The following is a 26728-nucleotide window of genomic DNA, read 5'->3' as shown; positions in this document are numbered from 1 at the left end:
TATGGAACAGAAAAAGAACAACGACACTTCAAAAGACCAAAAACAAAAATTCCCTTCGGGGGGATTCAATTACAGTTGGATCTACTTGTTGTTTTTCGGCTTTTTATTAGCATTTTCATTTTTTTCAAGCCCTATTTCAGGGGCAAAAGAAGTCAGTTGGTCCTTTCTTCAAGACTCTCTTCTGACCCAAAACAAAATTTCTAAAATAATAGTCGTTAACAGAGAGTTTGCTGAAATTTATGTTCAAAAAACTACGTCAGACACCCAGAGTACCGATGATACGGGCACCAATCTGTTCAGCACCATCGAAAGCCCCCAATACCGAATGACCATCGGCTCCGTAGAAAATTTTGAAAGTAAAATGGAAAAAGCGCAAAGCGATTTTTCCCCTACGGACAGGATAGATATCCAATACCAAAACCGCACCAGTTGGTTCACGGCCATATCGTGGATCTTGCCCATAGCCATACTGATCTTGTTCTGGTTGTATATGTTTAAACGAATGGGAAATAGCGGGGGTATCGGCAGTTCTATGATGAATATCGGCAAGTCTACCGCCAAATTGGTGGACAAGGGTACCACAAGTGCCGTCACCTTTGACGATGTCGCAGGTTTAAAGGAAGCCAAGACTGAGGTCATGGAGGTCGTCGACTTTCTAAAACATCCGGAAACCTATACCAAATTAGGAGCTAAAATACCGAAAGGGGTTATGCTCGTAGGCCCTCCAGGAACGGGAAAGACCTTGATTGCCAAGGCCGTGGCCGGCGAGGCACAAGTACCTTTCTTTACCATGTCTGGATCAGAGTTTGTTGAAATGTTCGTAGGGGTCGGGGCTTCAAGGGTTCGCGACCTATTTAAACGAGCAAAAGAGAAGACACCCAGTATCGTTTTTATAGATGAAATAGATGCCATAGGTCGTTCTCGAGGTAAGGGCAACTCCTTTCAGACCAACGACGAACGGGAAAGCACCTTGAACCAGCTATTGACAGAATTGGACGGTTTTGGACCCAATACGGGTGTTATTGTATTGGCCGCCACCAACCGCCCCGATATACTGGACAAAGCTCTTTTAAGGCCAGGTCGGTTCGATCGCCACATTTACCTAGAACTGCCTACCAAAGAAGAGCGCGAAGAAATATTCAAAGTGCACCTTAGGCCCCTTAAACTCGCCAAAGATGTGGATGTTACGGCCTTAGCCAAGTTGAGTCCCGGTTTTTCGGGGGCCGATATTGCCAACATCTGCAACGAAGCGGCCTTGATCGCGGCCCGTAAGAAAAAAGACCTTATACATTTTCGTGATTTTATGGCGGCCAGAGACCGTATCGTGGGAGGAATGGAGCGAAAAAGCAAAATTATATCCCAAAAAGAAAAAGAAACCGTAGCCCACCATGAAGCCGGGCACGCCGTGGTAAGCTGGTACCTTAAAAATGTAGATTCGTTGGTAAAGGTCTCTATTATTCCCCGGGGCAAATCGCTCGGTGCCGCTTGGTATTTACCCGAAGAAAGACAAATTGTGACCAAATCACAGTTTTTGGACCAAATGTGCGCCTCATTGGGCGGACGGGCCGCTGAGGAAATTATCTTTAACGAAATTTCTTCCGGGGCCTTGGACGATCTTGAAAAAACGACCAAGCAGGCCTATGCCATGGTATCGTACTACGGACTGAACAAAAAAGTAGGTCCCCTTAGTTTTTATGACTCTTCTGGACAAAACGACCGCATCATAGGCAAGCCCTACAGCGAGTCCATGGCCCAGTTAATAGATACCGAAGTACAGGCAACCATTAATGCGGCCTACGAAAAAACCAAAGCCTTGTTACTAGAACATAGGGATGAACTGGAAGAACTGGCTCAACATCTATTACAGCATGAAGTGGCCGAGAAAGAAGATTTGGAAAGGATTTTAGGAAAACGAACGGCACATACGCCCGAGGAGGAGAACAAATATGACGACCCCCAATTATCCGTCATAGATAACGAAGCATAGTTGTTTCGCCCTTTTATTGGGCACTTGGCAAAAAATAATAATAACCCTAATAAATAGATATATTATGGAAACAACAGTTATCAACAATTCCGATTTACATTTTGAGCATAAACTATGGGAGTCCGAACTTGCTTTTTGGAACGATGAACTCAAGTCTTTTAAAAATAGGCTAAGCGAACTGGTTACACGCTGGACCGACAAGGAGGTTCTTGCCCAACTAGAGCATTTTCAAAACCAGTTTATGATCCATGGCAATGTCATCGAAGAAATACAGGAAACCATCAACAAGCACGAAATGAATATTTCGCAGCACAGCGAATCTATGGATGTACCGATGGTAAAAACCCATACCGATATTCGTGAAAAAATGGAGACCCAGCGACAAATTTACGCTGACCTGAAAAAGGATTTCTTCCAATTTCTATCCAAATACATGTAACCAAATCATTGCTCATGGCCGCATTTAAGATTCCAAAACAAAAAGAGATCAAAAGGTATGCAACCGTGTTCAACGTCCTCGCCAAATATGGTTTTGAGGACGTTTTAGTAAATAGCGGCATCGCCAAGGTGATTCCGAAAAGTTATTTGGGCGGACATCCGGACACCAAAAAGAACCTGTCTTTTTCTACTTACGAGCGCATTCGTATGGTACTCGAAGAATTGGGGCCAAGTTATGTAAAACTAGGTCAGGTCTTCAGTAATAGGGAGGATATGCTACCCCCCGAACTTGTTAAAGAGCTGGAAAAGTTGCAGGACCATGCGCCCAACCTAAAAAACTTTGATGTACAAAAGGCGATCGAGGCCGAACTGAACACGGACCCGTCCGATTGTTTTCTATCTATCGACCCTGAACCATTGGCCGCAGCCTCCTTGGCGCAAGTACACCGGGCACGGTTGTTAACCGGAGAGGACGTAGTACTTAAAATCCAACGGCCCAATATCGAAGAAGTTATCGAAAGTGACCTATTGATCATGAAACAGGTGGCCAAGGCACTCGAAAAACACAGTGCACAAGCCCAAGCTTTTCAACCAGTGCGCATCATCGACTCCTTTGAACAAAGCATCGGTGAAGAACTTCAGTTTTTGCGGGAAATGGACAATACGGAAAAATTTGCCCATAATTTTGAAGGTAACGATATGATCCATGTTCCCAAGGTCTACCGTCAATTTTCTACGAACCGCTTGATCTGTATGGAATATATCGATGGCATTAAAGTATCGGAAACCGATCAGCTGAGGGCCGCCAACATCGACCCTTCAGCAGTGGCTAAATTCGGCGTAGATCTATACCTAGAACAAATTCTTGACCATGGCTTCTTTCATGCCGATCCGCACCCAGGAAATATTTTTGTGCTTCCCGATGAGGCTCAGATCTGTTTTTTAGATTTTGGTATGATGGGCACCGTACTTCCGAACGACAAAGAGGCCCTTGGCGACCTCCTACTCTATTTTATGCGCAAGGATGTCAAAAAAATCATTCACCTACTTGAGAAAATTGCCGTAAAAACAGACATTCCAGATCAAAAAAAATTGGAACAGGACTTATACGAACTAGTCGATGGTGTTAGTAATACGGCCATTCAAAATATAAAAGTAGGCCACATACTAAACCGGTTCAAAACCGTACTGTACGAAAATAAAATTATTCTGCCCCACTATATGTATATGCTGATCAGGGGCATTATAATCATAGAGGGCGTAGGAAGAAGACTAGATCCTGAATTCAATATAACAGCAAATCTAGAGCCTTATACCTCAAAGGTCATTAGTAGAAGATTCAGTCTAAAACGACTGTTCAAAAAGAACCTCAACCGGCTTCAGGACATCAACAACCTTGTAGATACCCTGCCCGATGATATTAACAGCATCCTAAAAAAAATAAAGGACGGAAAGCTGGTCGTAGTGCACGAGCACAAGGGACTAAAGGAATTTCAGGATGCAACGAGCAAGTCTGTCAACCGCTTGGTCTTTGCCGTTATCATTGCCGCCCTGTCCATTGGATCATCGATATTGGTTATGGCACAAATGCCACCCTTGATCAATGGCATTCCTTTATTGGGGGCCATCGGTTTTGTATTGTCGGCCATCTTGGGCTTTTACATTGTAATATCTATCTTTAGAAACGATCAATTTTAAGAAACGACCATCGGTAACCCAACAATCAAATGATAAATTTCGACGGCATCAACGAATTTACGGAAAGCTATATCCTAGGCATACTCATAAGCATGGGTATAGGTCTGATCATTGGCCTTGAAAGGGAATACGACCGTTTAAAGGGCCAAGGTTTTGCTGGTATCCGCACGTTTCCTATTGTAGCCATACTGGGGTTTACCTTAGAAAACCTAACAGATAAATTTACCGTTTGGTTGTTGATAATTGGTTTGGCCGCCTTTATCCTCTTATTGGCCCTTAACCCTATTTATCGGAAACAAGAGGAATATAGTCAAGGACTGACCACTAATTTAGCATTGATCGCCACTTTTATCTTGGGGGTGATGGTCTCCGCCGAATATTATAGAGATGCCGTAGCCACATCAGTGATTGTTGTTACGCTGCTTTCATTAAAGACAACGTTCCGCTCCGTAATCAGTAACATAACCTCGGAGGAGCTTTTTGCCTTCATCAAATTTTCGATCATCGCGCTTTTGATATTGCCCTTTCTTCCCAACAAGAATTACGGTCCCAATGACCTTCTGAATCCGTTCGAGATCGGTTCTATAGTGGTAATCGTATCCTTTTTGAATTTTATAGGTTACTTTTTGGTCAAGTTCGTAGGTTCAAAAAGAGGTATTTTGTTGACCGCCATTCTTGGTGGTCTTATTTCCAGTACCGCAGTAGCTTGGAGCTATGCCTCACGAAGCGAGGAATCACCGGAACTCTCAAAAAAATATGCCGCCGGTATTGTAATCGCTTCGGCTATCATGTTTCCTAGGTTGGCCCTTTTGATATATATCTTCAACAGTTCACTTTTAACCTATTTGGCCCTCCCCTTTTCGCTACTGACCATAATTTGTTTAGTGGTATCCCTAATCTTGATACAAAGGGACTCTAAAGAAACGGACACCAATATAAAGCTGGGAAATCCACTTAACATACTAAGTGCCATTGGTTTTGGAGCCATTTACATCATTATCCTGTTTGCGGTTTTCTACAGCAACCAGTTTTTTGGTGAAAGCGGATTATACTATTCGGCCCTTATTTCAGGATTGGCCGATACAGATGCAATTACCATAAGCATGGCCAAATTTTCTTTGGATTCAGATAAAATAAAAACGGCCTCTTCGGTGATCATTGCCGCCGTTTTGAGCAACATGCTCGTAAAGCTGGGCATCAGCGTTTTTAAAGGCTCAAAAACCACGGCCAAGTTCGTAGGGTATTCTTTTGGGGCCATTATCGTGGTCGGCATTGTGTTCATCCTAATAAACAATGTTTAAGCCTAGGCATGCCACCATCCCTTTGTTTTTCTACGATAAACCACTTTTACATGGCCACCGGAAGACATCATTGTAAACAGATGTAACTACCATACCAAACCTCTTCAAACATTAAATTCTTCTTAAAAAGAAGGTTTTCTGACTTTGGTCATAATAATTGATTATAGACCGAAATACCTTTATATGGCAATTCAAAAAAACAATAAAGATGAAGACACCTAACATTGGAATCTCAGCAGAAAACAGGCAGGCCATTGCCGATCAATTGGCAAAGATATTGGCCGATGAGTTTGTACTCTATTCAAAAACCTTGAATTTTCACTGGAACGTTGAAGGTCCCGATTTTCATACGGTACATGTCTATTTAGAGACCTTATACAATGAACAGCAAGAGATTGTTGACACGGTTGCAGAAAAAATACGTGCGGTCGGCCATTATGTACCCGCTACCTTAAAAATGTATTCTGAGCTGACCCATCTTACCGAAAAGACAAAAGGTAAAAATGACAGCCAAAGCATATTTGCCGAACTGTTGCAAGACCATGAGAGCATTATTATTTTCTTAAGGGAAGAAATTAAGCCAATCGCGGACAAATGGCAAGCAGAAGGTATCAGCGATTATATTACCGGATTAATGGAACATCATGAGAAAACCGCATGGATGTTACGTTCGCATTTACAATAAAACAATACTCTAATCCTTCCTTAGCGAATAGAAAAACAAGGAAGAATAAATAAAAAAACTTAGATATGAACTATAAGAATATTACCATTGCAGGTAGCGGGGTTCTAGGGTATCAAATTGCTTTTCAATCCGCATTTCACGGATTTCATGTAACTGTTTACGATATTAATGATGATGTATTGGAAAAAGCAAAAGCCAAGTTCAACATTCTTAGTGAGGCTTTCAAAAAAGATTTGAACGCCTCGCAGCAACAAATAGACCAAGCAGGTCAAAATTTAAGTTATACCTCCAATTTGGCAGAAGCGGTTAAAGATGCGGATCTACTCATTGAGGCCGTTCCCGAAAATCCGGCCATTAAAACGGATTTTTATACAAAATTGGCGAAAGTAGCACCAGAAAAAACGGTGTTCGCTACCAACTCTTCTACGCTATTACCTAGCCAATTTGCAGAATCTACGGGTAGACCTTCAAAATTTTTGGCCCTACATTTCGCCAATAACATTTGGATTCACAATACCGCTGAAATTATGGGCCATGATACGACCGACCCCAAGGTTTTCGAGGATGTTGTAGAATTTGCAAAAGCCATCGGTATGCTGGCCTTGCCCCTGCACAAAGAGCAGCCCGGTTATATTCTAAACTCGTTATTGGTGCCGTTATTAAGTGCCGCTACCCGTTTATTGGTTACCGAAGTTGCGGATCCACAAACGATAGACAAAACTTGGATGAAAGCAACGGGAGCACCTGCAGGACCTTTCGGTATTCTTGATGTTGTGGGTATCACGACCGCTTATAACATTGATAAAATGGCCGCGGAAAAAACCCAAGACGAGTTAAAAATAAAAACGGCCAACTACCTAAAAGAGCATTTTATAGATAAAAATAAATTAGGTGTTTCTACAGGGGAGGGATTTTATAAGTACCCAAACCCTGCTTATAAGGACCCCGAGTTTTTAAAATAAGTACAGCTATTTTAAACGCAGAAAAACTAGAATAAAATCCTGTTTTTAAAAGAGCACTTTGTACGGGTAAGTTTGGTTTATCCCTAATACACAATGTAGAACACACCCCTTAAATAATAGAAATCATGATAACAATTTTAGATTCATCGCAAAGAGCGATAAAAAACTGGTGGATATCAATCTTAATAGGTCTATTGTACATATTTGTAGGGGTTTGGGTAATGCGGACCCCTTTGGAAAGCTACATATCACTAAGTATCATTTTTAGTGTATTCATTTTTGTATCAGGGATATCCCAAATTGCATTTTCCATTTCCAACAAAAACGAAATGACAGATTGGGGCTGGTACTTGGCCGGTGGTATCCTAGATTTGGTCATAGGCATATTGCTCTTGGCCCATCCTTTGATGACCATGGCCATTTTACCTTTATATGTTGGTTTTTGGCTGTTGTTTCAAAGCATCTTGTCCATAGGGCTTTCATTTCAATTAAAATCTGCAGGAATACCACAATGGGGCTGGCTACTGTTTTGGAGCATCATCACCCTGTTGTTTTCCTTTTTGCTCTTGGCAAATCCATTATTTGCCGGTCTCAGCATTGTATATATGACGGCCTTTGCACTTATAACCGCTGGAATTTTCAGGATATTCTTGGGAATCAACCTTAAAAAACTCGACAAACTGTTTAAGGATTAATGAAAGCTTAAAAGGATGTTTTTTAAAAACATGGATACATGACAAATAGGAATGCCATAACCGCAAAGAAAGCATTGTTGCCAATATTTATGCTTTTGTTTGTCATTGTATGGTCCAATTCCTTCATCGGAACGACAGATGTATCCAATTGGCTCATTGAAAATACCTTAACGGTGATTTCACTACTTTTTTTAATATTCTCTTTTAAAAAATACAGATTCAGCAACTTTAGTTATTTGCTGATCTGTATTTTTTTATGCCTGCACGTATATGGTTCAAAATATACCTATGCAGAAAACACTTTCGGGTTTTGGTTACAAGATGTTTTTGGCTCTCCAAGAAACCAATACGACCGGTTGGTACACTTTAGCTTCGGTTTTTTGCTTTATTACCCTATGCAAGAATGTTTCTTAAATTGGTTAAAGTATCCTCAACGGATCGCCTTCTTGTTGCCTATTGTTACGATCCTTTCGGTTAGTGGCCTATATGAAATCATAGAATGGCTGGTGGCCGATGTTTTCTTTGTAGAACAAGGTATTTCATATTTGGGCACACAAGGTGATATTTGGGATGCCCAAAAAGATATGGCTATGGCCTTTCTCGGAGCGATTTTGGCTTTTTTTATTTTTTGTACTCTCTACAAAAATTTAAAGATACGGGACAATAAAAGTGTTCTTTGAATTTGAATTACAGGACAGCCTCATAAACCGAAAGAATATTGGCCAAAACCTGGTCAAAAACACCGTTTATAAAGATCAGTTTACCTAGAAGTAAACTTTTTTAAAAGTAATGCCCTCTCTTTAAGCATTTTTCATCTTGGTTATTTATTTTTATAACACCTTTTGGATGCATATTCAATTTCTAACTAACTACCAAACAGTCTACCTATGTTGCGAAAAAATCACCTCTCCATTTTCTTTCTTTACTTACCTTTCTTATTAATTTCTTTGACGCTTACCGCCCAAGAAACGAATAAGGCTGCCCTTGCCAATGCCGTAAAAGGATTGGAACTTAGATCTATTGGGCCAGCACTCATGGGAGGTCGAATATCCGATATTGCCGTTAGTACGGCCAACCCCAGTACTTGGTATGTGGCCGTAGGTTCTGGAGGTCTATGGAAAACAGAAAATAGTGGTATTTCTTGGAAACCTGTTTTCGACGATCAATCTTCCTATTCCATTGGTTCTGTAACCATCGACCCCAATAACCCCCAAGTTGTTTGGGTAGGTACCGGAGAAAACGTAAGTGGTAGGCATGTAGGATGGGGACATGGTGTTTTTAAAAGTGTGGATGGCGGCACTACATGGACGAATACGGGATTGGAACAATCTGAACATATCGGAAAAATTTTGGTGGACCCTAGAAATAGCGATGTTGTTTTTGTAGCGGCCGAAGGCCCCCTATGGGCCTCTGGAGGTAACCGTGGGCTATATAAGACTTCTGACGGTGGAAAAACATGGAACCTTGTATTGGAAATCGATGAAAATACAGGTGTTACCGATATTGAATTCGCCCCTTCGAATCCAGACATAGTGTATGCCGCTGCCTATCAGAGAAGAAGGCATGTGTGGGGTTTTCTTTCTGGGGGACCAAAATCGGGCATTTATAAATCTACCGACAATGGGGACACTTGGACCCAAAAAAGTACGGGACTTCCCAAGGGAGACATGGGAAAAATAGGTCTTGGGGTTACTCCTGCAGACCCCAATCTGGTATACGCAACTATTGAAGCCGAAAATTCAGAGAAAGGATTTTACAGATCTATGGATATGGGAGAAAGTTGGGAACGCCGTAATAGCTACATCTCTGGTGGAACCGGGCCGCATTACTATCAAGAAATAGAAGTATCCAACACAGACCCCGACCTTGTTTATCAGATGGATGTCTTCCTCCATGTAACGCGAGATGGCGGCAAGAATTTTAAGGTACTTGGTACAGGTAGAGAAAAACATAGCGACAACCATGCCCTGTGGATAGACCCTAACAACGGAAAGCACCTGTTGGCGGGATCTGATGCCGGACTTTATGAGACATTTGACGAAGGCACAACATGGCGTCATTTTCCAAACCTGCCCGTTTCTCAGTTCTACAAGCTCTCATTGGACAATGCCCTGCCCTTTTATAATATCGTGGGTGGAGCCCAGGATCTTGGTACTTTGATAGGTCCTTCTAGAACCATGAATACCGAGGGGGTTAGAAATAGGGATTGGTATGTACCCTTGGGAGCCGATGGCTATGATAATGCATTTGATCCCAAAGACCCCAATATTGTTTATATGGAAATACAGGAAGGCAACCTTCAACGCTATGATAGAAGAAGCGAAGAAAGTATGGACATACAACCTCAACCCAGTTCTGGCGATATAGCGGAAAGATGGAATTGGGACAGCCCCATTCTTATTAGTCCGCACAACAATCATAGACTCTATTATGGTTCGCAACGACTTTGGAAAAGTGATGACCAAGGTAATTCTTGGAAGCCCATAAGCGACGACCTTACCACCAATACCAATAGGTACGAACTGGAAATGATGGGCAAAGTATGGAGCATCGATGCTTTGTACGACAATGGTGCCATGTCTAAATATGCCACCTTAACGTCGATATCCGAATCACCTAAAGTAGAAGGTCTTTTATATGTAGGTTCTGATGATGGCTTAGTACATATAAGTGAAGATGGCGGCGACAATTGGAGAAAAAGCGGGGCATTGCCAAAAGTGCCAAAGTTTTCTTTCATAAACGATGTAGAAGCCTCTAACCACGATGCCAATACCGTTTTTGTAAGTGCCGATGCACATAAATTTGGTGATTTTACCCCTTACCTATTTATGAGTACCGACCGTGGCCGCTCTTGGAAGTCCATTGTAGGCGACCTACCCAACAATACGATCGTATGGGTAATCAAGCAAGACCCTATCAATAAAAACTTATTGTTCATAGGTACCGAGTACGGCATCTATTTCTCTATAAATAAGGGTGTTAATTGGATTCCATTAAAATCCGGAGTACCCACCATCCCCTTTCGTGACCTTGAATTACACGCCAGGGACCATGACCTGGTAGGCGCTTCTTTTGGTAGAGGTTTTTACGTTTTGGACGATTATACCCCTCTTAGGGAAATAGCAACCACTATTAATTCTAAGACAAACAAACTGTTTTCGCTTCGGGATGCTTGGTGGTACGTACCATATGTTCCTATGCAGGCGAAAGGGATGCCTACCCTAGGCACGACCAGTTATGCTGCGGACAACCCGCCGTTCGGTGCTCTCTTCACCTATTATTTAAATGATGTTCCAAAGACTTCTAAAACTATCCGTAAGGAAAAAGAAAAATCATTTGAGGCCAAAAACATGAACGTTCCCTTTCCTGGTTGGGAACAACTGACATCCGAGGGCAACGAACAAGAACCTAGAGTTTTACTTTTGGTTAGGGACGATAAAGATCAACCAGTGAGATGGGTAGAAGGTAATAACAAAAAGGGATTGCACAGGGTAAACTGGGATTTACGACTTTCTTCCCCAAGCCCGATAGACCTCGAAGTTCCAGATTTTAAACCTCCATGGGCCGGTGACCCTCAAGGACCATTGGCAGCACCCGGAAAATACAGTGTACAATTATATATATTATTTGATGGCAAACTACAGGCCCAAGGAAACCCTGAGAGTTTTATGGTAAAACCTGTAGAGACAACGAGCGTTCCAGTAGATTATACTTCGATAGCATCTTTTCAAAAAAGAACCGCAGAACTTTCTAGACAAGTAGCTATGGCCAGTAAAAAATTAGGAGAGGTAAGCGAGCGTCTTCGCTATTTAAAAACAGCCTTGGTAAATACACCAAAAGCCGGAGCCGACCTATTTACAAAATGGGAAGAGCTGAATACTACATTAAACAACCTTAGAACGGGCTTAACAGGAAACCGTGTTCAACAATCAAAGAATGAATCTGTTCCACCATCCATTAGATCAAGGGTAGGACAGGTCGCAGGTGCACATTGGAACACGACACAATTGCCTACAGAAACGCAAAAAATGAATATAGATATCGCTACTAATGATTTTTCTATTTTCCAGAAAGAACTAAAAACATACATAGCTGCGATAGAAGCTTTTGAAAGTGATATAGAGTCGGCAGGTGCCCCCTATACCCCGAACAGAAAATTTTAAATTAGGGCATTAACTTTGATCCGATTATAGTGATCTTTATTTAAAGGTGCACTATTATCTCTAAGAATCCAACGTGAAAAGAAACCTAAGGTACTTTTACAGGCTTTTATGGCAAACATTATTGTTTTGGGTATGTGCAATGGCCCTTTTTGCCTTTTTTAGATTCTATGGCCTTAACAGTATTATATCTATTTCTTTAAAGGGAGCCGTGGCAAATTTATCTATGGCGGAGATTTATGGTTATTACGCTCTTACAGGCATTCTATTGGGATTTATTTATGCTATCGTCGAATTTGCTTACGAAAAATATAGCTCTAAAAGATTGGCCATCGGTCCGTCTATCGGCCTCAGAACCATCACCTATTTTATATCTACCATTGCAGTTTTTACCATCATAATGGAGTTCATTTCCGATTCTTACGAATTGGACATAGATAACAGCATTGGATGGTGGCTAGACAACAAAGTCTTACACTCTAACTTGTTATATGTTTTTATCGCTTCGCTGGTCTTCTCTTTCCTAAAAATAGCTACAGAAAAATTTGGCAGGGGTATTTTTCTGAAAATGCTTTTGGGAAAATATAAAAAACCCCAAGAGGAAAAACGTATTTTTATGTTTCTTGACCTAAAGGATTCCACGGGAACGGCAGAGGAATTAGGGCATCTAAAATACAGCCAATTTATCCAGGATTTTTTTTATGACCTAAACGAAATAGTTGCTAAATACGACGCAGAAATATATCAATATGTAGGTGATGAAGCGGTATTGTCTTGGCCCTATGACAAAGGTATAGCCAACGCAAACTGTATTGAGATCTTTTTTGCTTTTGAAAGTAATTTGACCAAAAGAGAAAGATATTACCTTAAAGAATATGGCATAGTCCCCAAGTTTAAGGCAGGTGTGCATGGTGGCATTTTAATGGTGGCCGAAGTAGGCGTTGTAAAAAAAGAACTGGCATACCACGGTGACGTTATTAACACCTCTGCCAGGATCCAAGAGGAATGCAACAAGTACAATGCGTCGTTATTAGTGTCCGAAACGCTTTTGAACGACCTCGAAAACAAGACTTCCTACACCTATACCTCTTTGGGAAGTATCTTGTTAAAAGGAAAGCACGAAAAAATAGAAATTTATGCTATAAATAAGAAATAAGGCGAGGTTCTGTATTAGGTGCCATGGTTTTATTTAATACCATCAACCTGCAATGTCTTTAAAGTCCTTTTTTTATTGACCGACCTTACCTTTTCGCATTTACAATGACCCAAAACCTGTTTTGAAGATTACAGAATAACATCGCAACAAATAAATACCGCCGAAACAACACAAATCATATTTAACAGCAGTAATTATTTACATATTCCTAAATTTGCGGCATATAAATTATAGGTAATACCATTGAAGACATGCATTCTTTCTCCAATACTATTTTTTCGTGTCTATACAAACTTTCAATTGTATTACTATTGGGAACCCCGTTTGCATACACCCAAGAAACACCTCCGATCGTTAAGTTTTCTCCATCTGAATATGGTGCCGAAAACCAAAACTGGGAAGTAACTCAAAACTTTCAGGGCCACATCTATGTAGCCAATAATCAAGGTCTTTTAGAGTATGACGGTGCAAGATGGACGTTATACCCTACGTTACATAACGCCGCCATCAGATCTATCTCTTCGTTTAAGGACAAAATTTTTACCGGCAGTTATATGGAGTTTGGCTATTGGACCAAAAACAACAAAGGGTCAATGGACTACCACTCCATCTCTGAATCCATTAAAGAAGAACTGTTCGAAGATGAGATTATCTGGAATATAGAGTGGATCGATAAATATATAATCTTTCAATCATACGACCGTATTTACTTTTACGATACCGATTCTGAAGAATTACACTATACCACCGATAAGGAAAACAATTACAGGTTGTTTAAAGTAGATCAAAAGATCTATATTCAGAAGTACGATGGCCACATATTCAACCTTGAAAACGGCACCGAAAAACTGATTGCCAAAATACCTGAGAACTTACAGGTAAAATTTCTTCTTAGCATGTTCATGGTAAATGATGGACTTGTAGTCTTGACCCGTACCAAAGGATTGTACAAAATAGAAAACCAAACCCTTAAAAGATGGCATATACCTGCCGACAGCCTGCTAAAAAAATCGCGGGTCTTCAGTGGTATTCAATTAGAGGATAAAAGCTTTATGTTGGGTACCATTTCCAAGGGTGTTGTTTCTATCTCGGAAGATGGTGAAATAACCAATATAATAAATCAATCTAACGGCTTAAGCAACAATACGGTACTAAACATGTTCGAAGATGCTGACGCCAATGTTTGGGCCGCCTTGGACAACGGAATCAATTGTATAAACAGACAGTCGTATATTAAGGAATATAACGACTGGGACGGCACCTTCGGAACCACCTACACGGCTATTGCCCACGATAAAAAACTATACATCGGTACCAACCAAGGCCTTTTTTATAAAAATATTGATTCTAACGAACCCCTTACCTTCATTAAAGGTACCGAAGGTCAAGTTTGGTCTCTATATTCGTTGGACGGCCAGTTGCTCTGTGGACATAACAATGGCGTTTTTTCAATTACCGGCAATAAGGCTAGCTTAATTGCCAATATTGATGGGGTTTGGAATTTTAGGCCTATTCCCGACCAACCGGACAAACTATTAATAGGTCATTATTCTGGTCTGGCGATATTGAAAAAGAACAACAACCTTTGGAAACTGGGCCATAAAATAGATGGTTTTGAGATTTCATCGCGTTTTGTTGAAATAATAAATACCAATGAAATATGGGTAAACCATGAGACCAAAGGGATTTATCGCTTGTCTTTAAACAAAGACCTTAGGTCTTTTGGTTCTGTAACCCTTCTTAACGATATTGAAAAAAGTAAAGGCTCCGGACTCGTAAAAATGGGTGATGATCTACTCTACTCTAACCGAAAGGGAATATTTAAACTTCAACCAAATACTACTAAATTTATCAAAGATTCTATATTGGCGCAACTTATGCCACCCGAAGAATACCTGTCGGGAAAATTGATATATGACAAAAAAAAGGAACGCTTGTGGAGCTTTACCCTAAATAATATCGGTTATGCACAAAAAGGTCCCCTGACCAATATGGTGGATATCAACAATATACCTATTGAAAACAATAGCCGAAAAATGCCATTGAGTTTTGAGAACATCACCTATTTGAATGACAACAAGTACCTGATAGGTAAAACCAACGGATATTTATTGATAGACTTGGACAAAATACAGAACAAGCCGCATCAGTTGTTATTGGATAAGGTAAAGGTCATAGACAAAGAGAACGGATTTACAGAAGTACCTAAATTGGATAGGGGCGAATTTTCCAATAAAGAATCAACTTTTTATATCACTTACAGCGTTCCCCAATACAGTAAATACACCAATATAAGTTACCAGTACCAGTTGGAAGGATTGGAAGATTCTTGGAGCGATTGGAGCCCTAATACATCCGTAACCTTTGAAAAATTACCTTTTGGGGACTACAAGTTCAAGGCCCGATCTAAAATCGGAAATCAAGAATCTATAAATACGGTACAGTATAGCTTTACGATAGACCGCCCATTCTACCTATCTAACCTAGCATTATTGGCCTATGCCCTTTCTTTCTTTGGCCTGGGCCTATTGGTACATAAATCGTACAAAAGATACTACCGTAACCAAAACAAAAAGGCCATGCTGGAGAGTCAACGCGAGATGCAGTTGAAATTCATTAAAAGTGAACAGGAAATGATTCGGCTAAAAAACGAAAAACTGAATCAGGAAATTGAAAGCAAGAACAGGGAATTGGCCATATCGACCATGAGTTTGGTAAAAAGGAACGAGCTATTGAGAAGGGTTAAAAAAGAACTCAAGAAGAATGACAAAACCTTTAGCAAATCTCACCCGGTAATAAAACTGATAGACAAGAACCTAAATAGCTCAAAGGACCGTAAAATGTTCATGGAAGCCTTTAACAATGCCGATAGGGAATTTTTGACAAGGGCAAAGGAACTACACCCAGACTTATCATCCAACGATTTAAAGTTCTGTGTCTACCTCCGCTTAAACCTGTCTTCAAAAGAAATAGCACCGCTTCTTAACATATCTGTTAAAAGTGTAGAGGTGCGACGTTCTAGGTTGAGAAAAAAGCTGAATTTAAAACGAGAAACAAAACTCACAGATTACATCTTATCTATCTAAATGGCTAATCGAACCATAATTTCACCCCTACAATACCACTACAAATAAGTTAAAGTCCCTCTTTTATAAGCTTTTACGACCACTCCCAACAAAATGTTAAATACCAAAAAACCTTATATATCACAAGGTATCGAAGAATACCATTGACCCATTGTAAGATGTATGTTTTTGTAGTGTTAGATTTTTCACATAAACAGAGAAATCTATCTAATTTGCAACAACGGGAACTTTATGTTTCCGCTACATGAAATATAATTAACGATTAAATCAACTTTTAATTTGAACAAAATCAACACTCTATGATTACCAAATTATTTAAACCAAGGAAAAAGATACTATGGCTATTGCTTGCTATCTTTTCTGCCGTGACCATGCATGCACAGGATCGGCAAAAAGTAACAGGATCAGTGCTTGATCAAAACGGAGTGCCTTTACCCGGAGCTTCGATAGTGGCAAAAGGTACAACCGTAGGTACATCTACCGATTTTGATGGAAATTTTACCCTGAACGCCCCAAAGGATGCTACCATTTTGGTAGCTTCTTACATAGGCTATACCTCTAAGGAGGTACCTATTTCGAACAGCCCAATAACCATAACATTACAAGAAGATGCGAGTCAGTTAGAAGAAGTTGTGGTAGTCGGTTATGGTACACAAAAGAAAAGTGACGTAGTAAACGCGGTCGCCGTAACCGATATGGAAAAGGCCATATTAACCCCAACGGCGGATGTTAACGAAATGCTTAGGGGTAGAATTGCCGGTCTACAGGTAGATGTAGGGGGCGGAACCCTAAGACCTGGAGGTACTTCCGATATCATCTTTAGGGGGCAAGGCTCCATTGAAGGTAGTGTAAGTGCTATTTATGTTGTTGACGGTATTATCAGGGATGGAGGCATCGAAGATATAGATTCTGACGACATTGAGTCCGTAGAGTTCCTTAAAGATGCCTCGGCACAGGCCATTTACGGATCACGTGGTGCCAACGGTGTGGTCTTGATCACCACCAAGAGAGGTAAAAAAGGTAAAGTAAGTGTTAGCTATCATGGGTATGTAACCTCAAAATCCATTGAGCGCAACTTTGATGTTTATAGCGGGCAAGAATTTGCCCAATTACGAAGAGAGGCCGTTAGGTCTAATATTGCCGATGACTCTTACCCCAACGATGAGGAAATCTTTTCGGAACTAGAACTGGCCTCGATCGCCAACAACGAATTTGTTGACTGGGAAGACGAACTGGTTAGAAACGGTTATGTAAACAGTCAGGCTGTAAGCGTAAGCGGTGGTTCTGAGTTCACTAAGGTCTTTGGTAGTATTAATTACTTTAAGGAAGAAGGTATCATACCTACTTCTAGCTATACCAGAAAAACATTGCGCTTGAACGTAGATCAAAAGATCAGCGATAAGTTTTCGGTTAATTTTGACCTTAACCTTCTGAACGATGATACCGAAAGGGCTGCCAATGTCAACGTAATCACTACTTCTCCTTTGGGTAGGGCCTATGACGAAGATGGCAACTTGACCCAATTTCCTAGCGGTGAGGAGTTGTCGGCGGTGAACCCTATTTGGAACCTGCGCGAACAGGACAACGATGAAAAAGGAAACGATTATGTAATAAACGTTACCCCTATTTGGCAGATTACCAAAGACCTACAATATCAATTAAAAACAAACCTTACCAGAAGAACATCGGAAAGGGGACAATACCAATCCTCATTAAGTTCTGCCGGTGACGATGTTGGAGGCATAGCCAGAATAGAAAATACTTTAACGGAGTCTTATTTGATAGAGAACATATTAACCTATGACAAGGCCTTTAACGAAAACAACAAGTTAAATGTAACCTTGGTTCAATCTGCTCAAGAAAACAAATACAGTAGAACCTTTACCGAAGGACAAGGTTTTAGCAACGAAAGTTTAGGCTATGACGGTATTACGAACGCAGTAGGAAACGTAACCGTTGAACGCGACAAAAACCAACAACGCCTATCCTCTTTTATGGCCAGGGCAAGGTATAACCTTAACAATAAATACCTGTTAACGGCAACTGCAAGGGCCGATGGGGCCTCTGTTAACTCAGAAGACAATAAATGGAGCTTTAACCCTGCGGCTTCTTTTGCCTGGAAGATCCATAACGAGAATTTCTTAAAAGATGTAAATGCGGTTCAAGAGTTAAAGTTCAGGGCAAGTTACGGTTCGCTGGTGAATGATCTAGGACGTGCGTATACCTCCCTTTTTACCGCTGACGGGCAAAACTATATTTTTGATGGGGAATCATCCTCAGGGTATTCCCCATCGGTTATTCTACCTAATACAGATTTAAAATTCGAGAGAATAACCACTTTGAACCTTGGTCTTGACTTTTCTGTCTTTAACAGGTTTTTGACCGGTACCGTAGACTATTACGATGCTAGAACTACCGATCTGTTGCTCCGAAGGGGGGTACCTTCCATTACGGGTTACCAGTACACGTTTTTTAATGCCGGGGAACTTCAGAATACAGGGGTAGAATTGAACCTAACGGCCAACATTATTAATACGGACGATTTTAAATGGTCGATCTCTACCAATTGGTCCAAGAACAAAAACAAGTTGTTAGAGCTATATGATGATGGCGACGGAAACCCCATTACCAAAGACGACACTTATGGCTACTACGTTGGACAACCTGTTGGGGTCATATACCAATACGAATTTGACGGTATTTGGCAAGAAGGCGAAGATTTTGCCAATGCCCCACAGGCCAATCCAGAATCGTCGTTGCCCCAAGAAGACCTAAGAGCCGGGGACATCAAAATAAAAGATACCAACGGCGTGGATGAAAACGGAAACGAGACCGGAATACCCGATGGAAAGATAACCCCAGAAGACAGGGTGTTTAAAAACCCATACCCAGATTGGTTTGGTTCATTGTCCACTTCGGTAGCGTACAAAGGCTTTGACCTCTTTGTAGATTTTTATACGGTTCAAGGGGTAAATAAGGTAAACCCTTTCTTATCGGATTTTAATAACGGAGGTACACTTTCGGGCAAGTTAAATGGCGTAAAGGTAGATTATTACACTCCCGAAAATCCGTCTACATCATTTCCAAGACCTAATTATGACACTACCCCATTGTACTTAAATTCATTGGCGGTGAAAGATGCGTCTTATGTGAGGCTAAGAACCGTTAGTTTGGGCTATACATTGCCAAGTGCCATAACCTCTGACCTAAACCTTGAACAGATTAGGTTTTATGTTACGGGGACCAACTTATTTACAAATACGGACTATATAGGCTATAGTCCCGAGGTAAACATAAGAAGTACCTATTCAAATGCCGATACCGGCTATCCAGATGCAAGAAGTTTCACTTTTGGTGTAAGGGTTAAATTTTAAAAAAAGAAATTATGAATACCGAAAAACTATACATAAAACTAAAAAAGGGTTTTGCCCTACTAAGCGTAGTCTTTTTAGCCACGGCCTGTGAAGACTATTTAGAGGAACAGCCTAGCACCCTCATAGATTCAGATTATATCTATACCACGGAAGACGGATTAAAATCGGGTGTGGTGAGCTTATATAAGTTTAACAGGGACAGATATGACAACGGCACCGAAGATTTTATGGGAGCGGTTCTAATGTCGTCGCGAAGCGATCTTGCCTTTAGCAGAACGGGTTATACCGGATTAATGGGCAGATACGAAAGAGGCGTATCCCCAGTAGACCAAGGAGCTAAGTTCGTCTCTTCATTATTTTGGAAGCACTTTTATAACATTGCCAACAAGGCAACAGAAATTATAAATGCCGCCGAAGCATTGGAGGATATAGACGATGAAGCAAGAAACCAAATTTTGGCAGAGGCCAAATTTTTTAGGGCCAACTCTTATTTCTATCTATACAGAATGTTCAATAACATCTATGTTACCACCAATACGGTTACGGTAGACAATGCTTTTGATGTTATAAACGACAAATCATCGGAAGAAGAGATTTTTGCCCTTTTGGAAAGCGATTTGGATTTTGCTGTAGAAAACTTGCAGTGGAACGATGCTTTTGGACGTGTTACAAAAGGTACGGCAAAACATCTAAGGGCAAAAGTGGCCATGTGGCAGGAAGATTGGGAAGAAGCAAAATACCAGGCCGTTTCCCTTATAGAAGAAGGACCACATAGTTTAATGCCCACTACGGCAGATGTTTTTTCAGGAGATAAAAACCATGCAGAATCCTTGTTCGTAGTACAATCTAAAGACGACCTATTGGGAGGTGGAGACAATACCATGATGAGCGCCAACTATGTTGCCCAATACTTTCAGATTTCGGGCATAGAGGCCAATATTGCCCAAGGTGGCAGGGGATTCGCTAGAATACTACCGAACAATTATTTGTTGGACCTTCTTGCCGAAGATCCTAATGACACCAGGGACGACGACACCTATTTTAGGCTTAAATACTACTATACCTCCGGTGACAGTATAAACCAGGAGATTAAAATTTATCAGCCCATTACAGATTTGGAAAACCCCAGTGAAACCTATACTTTATACTATCAGCGACTACATCCGGCTTGTATAAAGTTTGTGGAGGAAGACGACAATCCAAACTCCTATCTACAAAGAAGCAACATAATGGTCTATAGATTGGCAGAGACCTATTTAATAGCTGCAGAGGCCATGATGCGCTCTGGTGGAGATGGCCTACCCTATATAAATGCCGTAAGGGAAAGAGCAGGAGCCGCTCCCCTTTCTTCTGTGGACGAACAGGCTATCTTAGACGAAAGGGCCCGAGAACTTGCCTTTGAGGGAGAACGTTGGTTTACCCTAAAAAGAATGGGACAAGATGTTATAGATAGGCAAATTACAAGTTATGCGGGTGATGGGGAATACTATCCGGCAAACCTAGGTTCTAAGGACCCACGTACCAATTGGAAGCCACACTACATCAACTTCCCCATAGCGCAGATAGATTTGGATCTATTGGGTCCAGGTTACCCACAAAACGACGGGTACAATTAAAAATATCTTAAGTACTATTTAGTTGAGTTAGTTGAATTAGTTGAGAAATTTGGGCATAGGCTAAAACCTATGCCCAAATATTAATGTTTAAAATGTAACGTATGAGATTTATTTACCTATTGATTACCACGTTGGTAATCGGTTCTTGTTCCAATACAAAAAAGACACCGGATTTTGCCCAGAACAAAGTGGTAGCCCACAGAGGCGCCTGGAAAACCAAAGATTTACCCGAAAACTCTATAGCCTCATTAAAAGAAGCTATTCGATTACAATGTGCCGGTGCTGAATTTGATGTTCGCATGACGGCCAATGATTCTTTAATAATAACCCATGATCCTGAGTATGCCAATTTAAATATCGAGGAAACCTCTTATCAGGAACTGAGCAAATTTCCTTTAAAAAATGGAGAAGTGCTTCCTACTTTAAGAGAGTATATTTTGGCCGGTATAAAAAATAATACCTCCACCCGTCTTGTCTGTGAGATCAAACCTTCTAAAAACAAGGAAAGAGGATTGTTGATTGCTGAAAAAGTGTACCAATTGATAAACGAACTTAACGCACAGGACATGGTCGTCTATATTAGTTTCAGCTACGACATGTTAAAAAAATTGGAAGAACTGAACCCTGACGTACATACACAGTACCTAGACGGAAGCAAGGCCCCGGAAGTGTTGAAACAAGATGGTATCGATGGTGCCGATTATCATTTTTCGGTATTTAAAAAGCATCCGGAATGGATTACGAGTGCCAAAAAGAACAATATCGCCCTAAATGCATGGACGGTAAATGAAGAGGAGGACATGGAATGGTTGTTAAAAAACGATTTTGATTTTATCACCACCAACGAACCAGAGCTTTTACTTAAAAAAACAACACAGTCGTTAAAAAAATAAGGATTTATTAATAGACCATAATCTATCATTTTATAAAAAACCTTTATTTTTTACGCCCTAAAAATACGAGATACACATGTCCTTTAACCTCAACTATTTTATACCTGTTATTTGTATAAGCCTTGGTATCGGTAGCTGCAAAAACAATACGAATAACACTAAAGACCAATTAGGTGAAGAACCTACAAAAGAATATGTTTTGGTATGGGCCGATGAATTTGACGGTACCGGAAAACCGGACCCTTTAAATTGGAACTACGAAACCGGATTTATTAGAAATAATGAAGCGCAATACTATACCAACAATCCGAAAAACGTTCGCGTAGAGGACGGTTTTCTTATCATAGAGGCCCATAAAGAACAGGTTAAGAACGAGGCCTTTGTTGCTGAAGAAGACAAAAACTGGATAAAAAACACAGCCTTTGGCGAATATACCTCGGCCAGCCTCACTACCAAAGACCTCAACGAATGGAAATATGGCAAGGTCAGCGTTCGGGCCAAATTGCCCGAAGGTACCGGAACATGGCCCGCTATTTGGATGTTGGGCGAAAACTGGAAAGAAGCTGGTTGGCCCACATGTGGCGAAATAGACATTATGGAACATGTTGGTTATGAAAAAGATTCTATATACGGTACGGTGCATACTGAAGCCTTTAACCATATTAAGGGGACCGAAGTGGGCAAAGCCGTTTTTATTGAAAACCCTTATGAAGATTTTCATGAGTATTCGATTGAATGGACACCAGAAAAAATTGATTTTATTTTAGACGGTACCGTTTACCATCAATTTAAAAACTTGAATAAAACTGATGCCGAATGGCCTTTTGACCAAGCTTTTCACCTAAAATTGAACCTCGCCATTGGTGGAAGTTGGGGAGGGCTAAAAGGAATTGACGAAAGCATATTTCCACAGCAAATGGTAATCGACTATGCACGAGTATACCAACTACAATAAATTTTATACGATCCCCATAAACCTGGTCTTTGCCCTTTACAGCTCACAGATCATAGTATAAATGATTGTAAATGGCACACAACCATACCAGCATAATTTATTTTGCACTTACGATATCAATAAGAAATTAACTTAATAAAAAAGGCACGGAAATAATCCGTGCCTTTCTCAAACTAACTCAAATCAACTTAAGGGAACAAACCTCTTGTTAACATCTATGAGATTTTAAAAACTTTATTATTGACATTACTGGGCCATACCTACGGAAACCTCTGCCAAAGCGGCAAACCTATCTCCATCAAAGGCATCTAGAGCCGTTAATTTTAAATAGCGGAACGCCACGGGCTCAGACAAAGAAAGAACTTGTGCATTTGCACTGTTTTCCAATATAAAATCGCCCAAATCTTCCCAAGTAACACCATCGCTACTTACTGCAATGCCAAGGGTCTTTACTTTTCTAGACCCATTTCGTTGAATGACCTGTATTCTATCGGCCGTATTCGAAGCCTTCATATCAATGACCAATGTATGAGGATAACCAAAGGTTTCCGAACAATTGTTCCAACAAGAATGCCAATAAGTATCGGAATCACCATCTATTATAAGGGCCGCAAAACCATTATCACCTTCTCCTACTTCCTCTTGTGAAGAAAACTCCAATACCTCCCACGCACTCTTGTCGTAGAAATCCACTTCCTCTTCTTCGGGTACGGTTACTTCGGGAAGTGCACCAAAATCAATATTTGGGACATTGCCGGTTCCTGTTCTAGAGAATACACTGCCATACGTCGTGTTTTCATTAAAGAAGCCACAATTTTTTAGGTAAAAGGTGTTATTATCTATTCCACCTTGATAATCTTGTCGAATACCTGCATTGGCGGTTGCATCATACGTGAAGGTTGCTTCCGTTACCTCATGCCAATTTCCGGCAGTATCACGTACCCACTGGTTACCATAGGTTCCCTTTCTGGTTATATAACCGGTCTTGGTATCAAAATTTTCCAAAAAGGAATGGAAATTTGTCAAATAAGTACTTGTTTGTGGTCTTCTAAAAGATGCGATCAAGTGCCATTCACCAAGTTCGGGTGCATAAAAATAAGCCGTATAGTCTGTTGAATTAGATCCACTGGGCTCCCCTTTCAATAAAAACTTATAGGTAGTTTCCGGTTGCCATTGGTAAGTCATATAACTCTGTCCACCAGAACCCTCGGCGCCAAACTCACCAACGGTTACACCCTCTCCATTACCAAGTAGTGTAATTCTTTGGTCTTCTGGTATCTCTTCTGGATTATCGGTCACATAGGGGCTCCAAACAGAAAACAATATTCTACGCTCGCTATCACTGTTCACCTGCATACCAAAATAACCTTCACCAAAACCATTGGCCATAAAATAGGAACCGACCACATCTTCACCTTCCGGAACGGTTACCTCATTATAAAACCACGTAATATCAGAATCGGGTGTGGTATATTTTAGATGAACGGAAGGCCCTCTTCTTCCAAAATAGAAATCCTCCTCATTTTCTACGAAGGCCACTCCATTGGTAACCGCCGATCCACCTAAAAGCACATTGTTTATATCACCTATATAGGTGGCGGCCTTTTCCAATCCTTGAATCTCTATATAATGGTACCCAGCACTCTCTAGATCAAACTGACCAATTTCCACATCGGCATAATCGGTGTTGGTGATCTCCTTTTCAACAGTCTGGTCACCTACCGTTACCCTGATCTTTGAGGTACCTTCTGGGGCACTGATATTAAGACCAACGTTCAAGGTTCCTGCTGAAGACACCTTAAAATAGGTGCGTATCACATCATCCAGTTCTATCCAATTATGAATTCCAGAGTCATAGATCACTGTACTGTTCTGCGCTACATTGTTAACCACCCAGCTATTCCCGCCCGGGGGAATGATTACCGAAAAATCAAGGGGTCCTTCCGCTGGTTCTTCGGTACTGGCGGGTTCTGGGTTATACACAACCACATCGGGATCACAACCGAATAGGCCAATTATCATTACGATAAATAGAACTTTCATTTTTTTCACGATTGTATATCTAGTCTAGTTATTTTGAATCAAAGTTGGTTGTGCCGCTATCTGAGATTCTGGAATATATTCTATAACACGTGGATCATCTGGGGAAACCTCATAGTACGGATTGTTTCCGTTCAAGTGGGTACCCGGGTATCGTCTGTCCATAGTTCTTCCATTTCTAAAAACATCGAACTTTCTATGACCTTCATAAGCCAATTCCATTCGACGTTCGTCCAATACCACATCCAATACAGATTGCCCCTCAGGAAAATCTGTAGCATCTTGGTAAGTGGGTATACCTGCACGCTCTCTAATAACGTTAATATTGGCTAGGGCTTCTCCTGTATTCCCCATCTTGGCATAGGCCTCTGCCCTGTTCAAATACATTTCTGCCAATCTAGAAACCACAGGTGACCATAAGTGAGGTACATCTTCTTGCAACGACGTTTTTAAGATGTAATACTTTGGATAACCGTTTCTCTGTGCCATTTCGTAATCACGGATAACATATTGTTTCGCACCCGAACCATCCATAAAATAGTATAAGGTTTTACCATCGCTCTCTTCAGATAAAACATCATAGGTCTGGCCATCCATTTCAAAAGAAACAGAACCTCCATCTTCTGTTGTATACTGAAAAACATACTGATAATCGTCGTTTACCCAGAATACCACCGGTGTTCTATCTCCATTAGCATCGTATAGGTACTGAGGCTCTATAAACCCTAATCGACTATCTTCAGGATTTTGAAGTAGAAGATCCAAATAAGTTCTGGACGCATACATTTCTCCCCAACCAGAACCTTGTATGTTGGCATATAGAGAACCTACAGTGTACCAACCATGGTTATAGTCGGACTCCTCTAAATACTTGAAACAAAATATAGTTTCACTATTATCATCCGGATTCAAAGTTATATATGAAGGAAGCTGATCCGTAGAAAGCATGGTAAACCTTCCCGACTCTATAACCTCATCGGCATAGTCTATCGCCAACTGATTTTCACCCATATATAGATACACTCTGGAAAGCAATGCCTGGGCCGCTTCTTTTGTAGCATAGCTATTGGTTTTATTTATGGTCATTAAAGATTCGGCCTTCAACAAATCTTCTACAATTTGATCATACACTTCACCAACAGTATTTCTGTCGGGAGCATCGGATATATCTGAACTTAATTTTAAAGGTACCCCTAAATTAGAAGTCCCCTGTGCATATGGTCTACCATAGATATTTACCAATTGGAAATAGGTCATGGCCCTTAAGTAATAATTTTCACCGATCAACTGGTCCATTTCAGGGCTATCCCCTTCCGTACCCATTTCTATAATACGGTTACAACCTACGATCGCCTTGTAACCAGAAGTCCAAAAATCATTAGATCTACTACCTGTAGCAAGGTTGTTGTAGTTATAAGAATAGAAAAGTGGATCTGTGGTAGTACCGCTCAACGATACGTTGTCTCCCGGATATTCTGCCAATCTGTGCAACTGTGGCATAAATCCGTTACCATCGGCGTCCCCTTTAAGCAAGGCATAATTTCCAAGCGTAGCAGATTCGAGTCCTTCCGCATCTTCGAACAATTCTTCGGAAGCAATGGAATCATACGGAAACTTATCTATTTCACACCCCGTAACCACTAAAGCCAATAAAGCGCTGTATATAATTTTCTTCATGTTAT

At 40.8% G+C, this 26728-nt stretch carries 17 protein-coding genes; 15 read left to right on the top strand and 2 right to left on the bottom strand.

What is annotated here, in order from left to right:
- The first annotated feature begins 1 nt into the window (after nt 1).
- The 15 genes from ftsH to J8L85_RS09065 all read left to right on the top strand — a co-directional run bounded on the left by ftsH (nt 2) and on the right by J8L85_RS09065 (nt 23006).
- Entirely contained in the window at nt 2-1987 is a 1986-nt protein-coding gene (gene ftsH / locus J8L85_RS09135) for an ATP-dependent zinc metalloprotease FtsH (protein WP_211016649.1), read from the top strand.
- Nucleotides 1988-2051: 64 nt separating this feature from the next.
- Nucleotides 2052-2426, top strand: coding sequence for a hypothetical protein (locus J8L85_RS09130; protein WP_211016646.1), 375 nt, complete (start codon nt 2052-2054; stop codon nt 2424-2426).
- Between the two features lie 14 nt (nt 2427-2440).
- Nucleotides 2441-4123 (top strand): AarF/ABC1/UbiB kinase family protein, encoded by a 1683-nt coding sequence (locus J8L85_RS09125; protein WP_211016644.1) that lies wholly within the window; start codon nt 2441-2443, stop codon nt 4121-4123.
- Between the two features lie 29 nt (nt 4124-4152).
- On the top strand, nt 4153-5424 hold the full coding sequence (locus J8L85_RS09120) for an MgtC/SapB family protein (RefSeq protein WP_211016642.1): 1272 nt from the start codon (nt 4153-4155) through the stop codon (nt 5422-5424).
- A gap of 208 nt (nt 5425-5632) precedes the next feature.
- Nucleotides 5633-6109, top strand: a complete 477-nt coding sequence (locus tag J8L85_RS09115) for a DNA starvation/stationary phase protection protein (RefSeq protein WP_211016640.1) — start codon at nt 5633-5635, stop codon at nt 6107-6109.
- Nucleotides 6110-6174: 65 nt separating this feature from the next.
- Entirely contained in the window at nt 6175-7071 is an 897-nt protein-coding gene (locus tag J8L85_RS09110) for a 3-hydroxyacyl-CoA dehydrogenase (RefSeq protein ID WP_211016638.1), read from the top strand.
- A 125-nt stretch (nt 7072-7196) separates the two neighbouring features.
- Nucleotides 7197-7766: a DUF308 domain-containing protein gene (locus J8L85_RS09105; RefSeq protein WP_247656619.1), complete on the top strand. Its 570-nt coding sequence runs from the start codon at nt 7197-7199 to the stop codon at nt 7764-7766.
- A 38-nt stretch (nt 7767-7804) separates the two neighbouring features.
- Complete coding sequence (locus tag J8L85_RS09100) at nt 7805-8446, top strand: DUF2238 domain-containing protein (RefSeq protein ID WP_211016636.1); 642 nt, start codon at nt 7805-7807, stop codon at nt 8444-8446.
- 207 nt (nt 8447-8653) lie between these two features.
- On the top strand, nt 8654-11929 hold the full coding sequence (locus J8L85_RS09095) for a glycosyl hydrolase (RefSeq protein WP_211016633.1): 3276 nt from the start codon (nt 8654-8656) through the stop codon (nt 11927-11929).
- Between the two features lie 73 nt (nt 11930-12002).
- Entirely contained in the window at nt 12003-13082 is a 1080-nt protein-coding gene (locus tag J8L85_RS09090) for an adenylate/guanylate cyclase domain-containing protein (RefSeq protein WP_211016631.1), read from the top strand.
- Nucleotides 13083-13393: 311 nt separating this feature from the next.
- Nucleotides 13394-16168, top strand: a complete 2775-nt coding sequence (locus J8L85_RS09085; RefSeq protein WP_211016629.1) for a triple tyrosine motif-containing protein — start codon at nt 13394-13396, stop codon at nt 16166-16168.
- 299 nt (nt 16169-16467) lie between these two features.
- Nucleotides 16468-19542, top strand: a complete 3075-nt coding sequence (locus J8L85_RS09080) for a TonB-dependent receptor (RefSeq protein ID WP_211016627.1) — start codon at nt 16468-16470, stop codon at nt 19540-19542.
- An 11-nt stretch (nt 19543-19553) separates the two neighbouring features.
- Nucleotides 19554-21158 carry a RagB/SusD family nutrient uptake outer membrane protein gene (locus J8L85_RS09075; protein WP_211016626.1) on the top strand — a complete coding sequence of 535 codons (1605 nt, stop codon included), beginning with the start codon at nt 19554-19556 and terminating at the stop codon, nt 21156-21158.
- A 101-nt stretch (nt 21159-21259) separates the two neighbouring features.
- Nucleotides 21260-22051 carry a glycerophosphodiester phosphodiesterase family protein gene (locus tag J8L85_RS09070; RefSeq protein ID WP_211016624.1) on the top strand — a complete coding sequence of 264 codons (792 nt, stop codon included), beginning with the start codon at nt 21260-21262 and terminating at the stop codon, nt 22049-22051.
- Nucleotides 22052-22127: 76 nt separating this feature from the next.
- Nucleotides 22128-23006, top strand: coding sequence for a glycoside hydrolase family 16 protein (locus J8L85_RS09065; protein ID WP_211016622.1), 879 nt, complete (start codon nt 22128-22130; stop codon nt 23004-23006).
- Between the two features lie 246 nt (nt 23007-23252).
- Here the strand turns inward: J8L85_RS09065 and J8L85_RS09060 are convergent, their stop codons facing one another.
- Together J8L85_RS09060 and J8L85_RS09055 are read right to left on the bottom strand one after the other, a co-directional pair.
- A complete protein-coding gene (locus tag J8L85_RS09060) occupies nt 23253-25049 on the bottom strand; it encodes a DUF3472 domain-containing protein (protein ID WP_211016620.1) in 1797 nt (598 codons plus the stop codon).
- Between the two features lie 24 nt (nt 25050-25073).
- Nucleotides 25074-26723 carry a RagB/SusD family nutrient uptake outer membrane protein gene (locus J8L85_RS09055; RefSeq protein ID WP_211016619.1) on the bottom strand — a complete coding sequence of 550 codons (1650 nt, stop codon included), beginning with the start codon at nt 26721-26723 and terminating at the stop codon, nt 25074-25076.
- Nucleotides 26724-26728 lie beyond the last annotated feature (5 nt).

This window comes from Maribacter sp. MMG018 (assembly GCF_018100785.1).
In the GTDB taxonomy this organism is placed as follows: Bacteria; Bacteroidota; Bacteroidia; order Flavobacteriales; family Flavobacteriaceae; genus Maribacter.
Note: the sequence above shows the minus strand (reverse complement) of the source record. Positions and strands in the feature narration are given on the sequence as shown.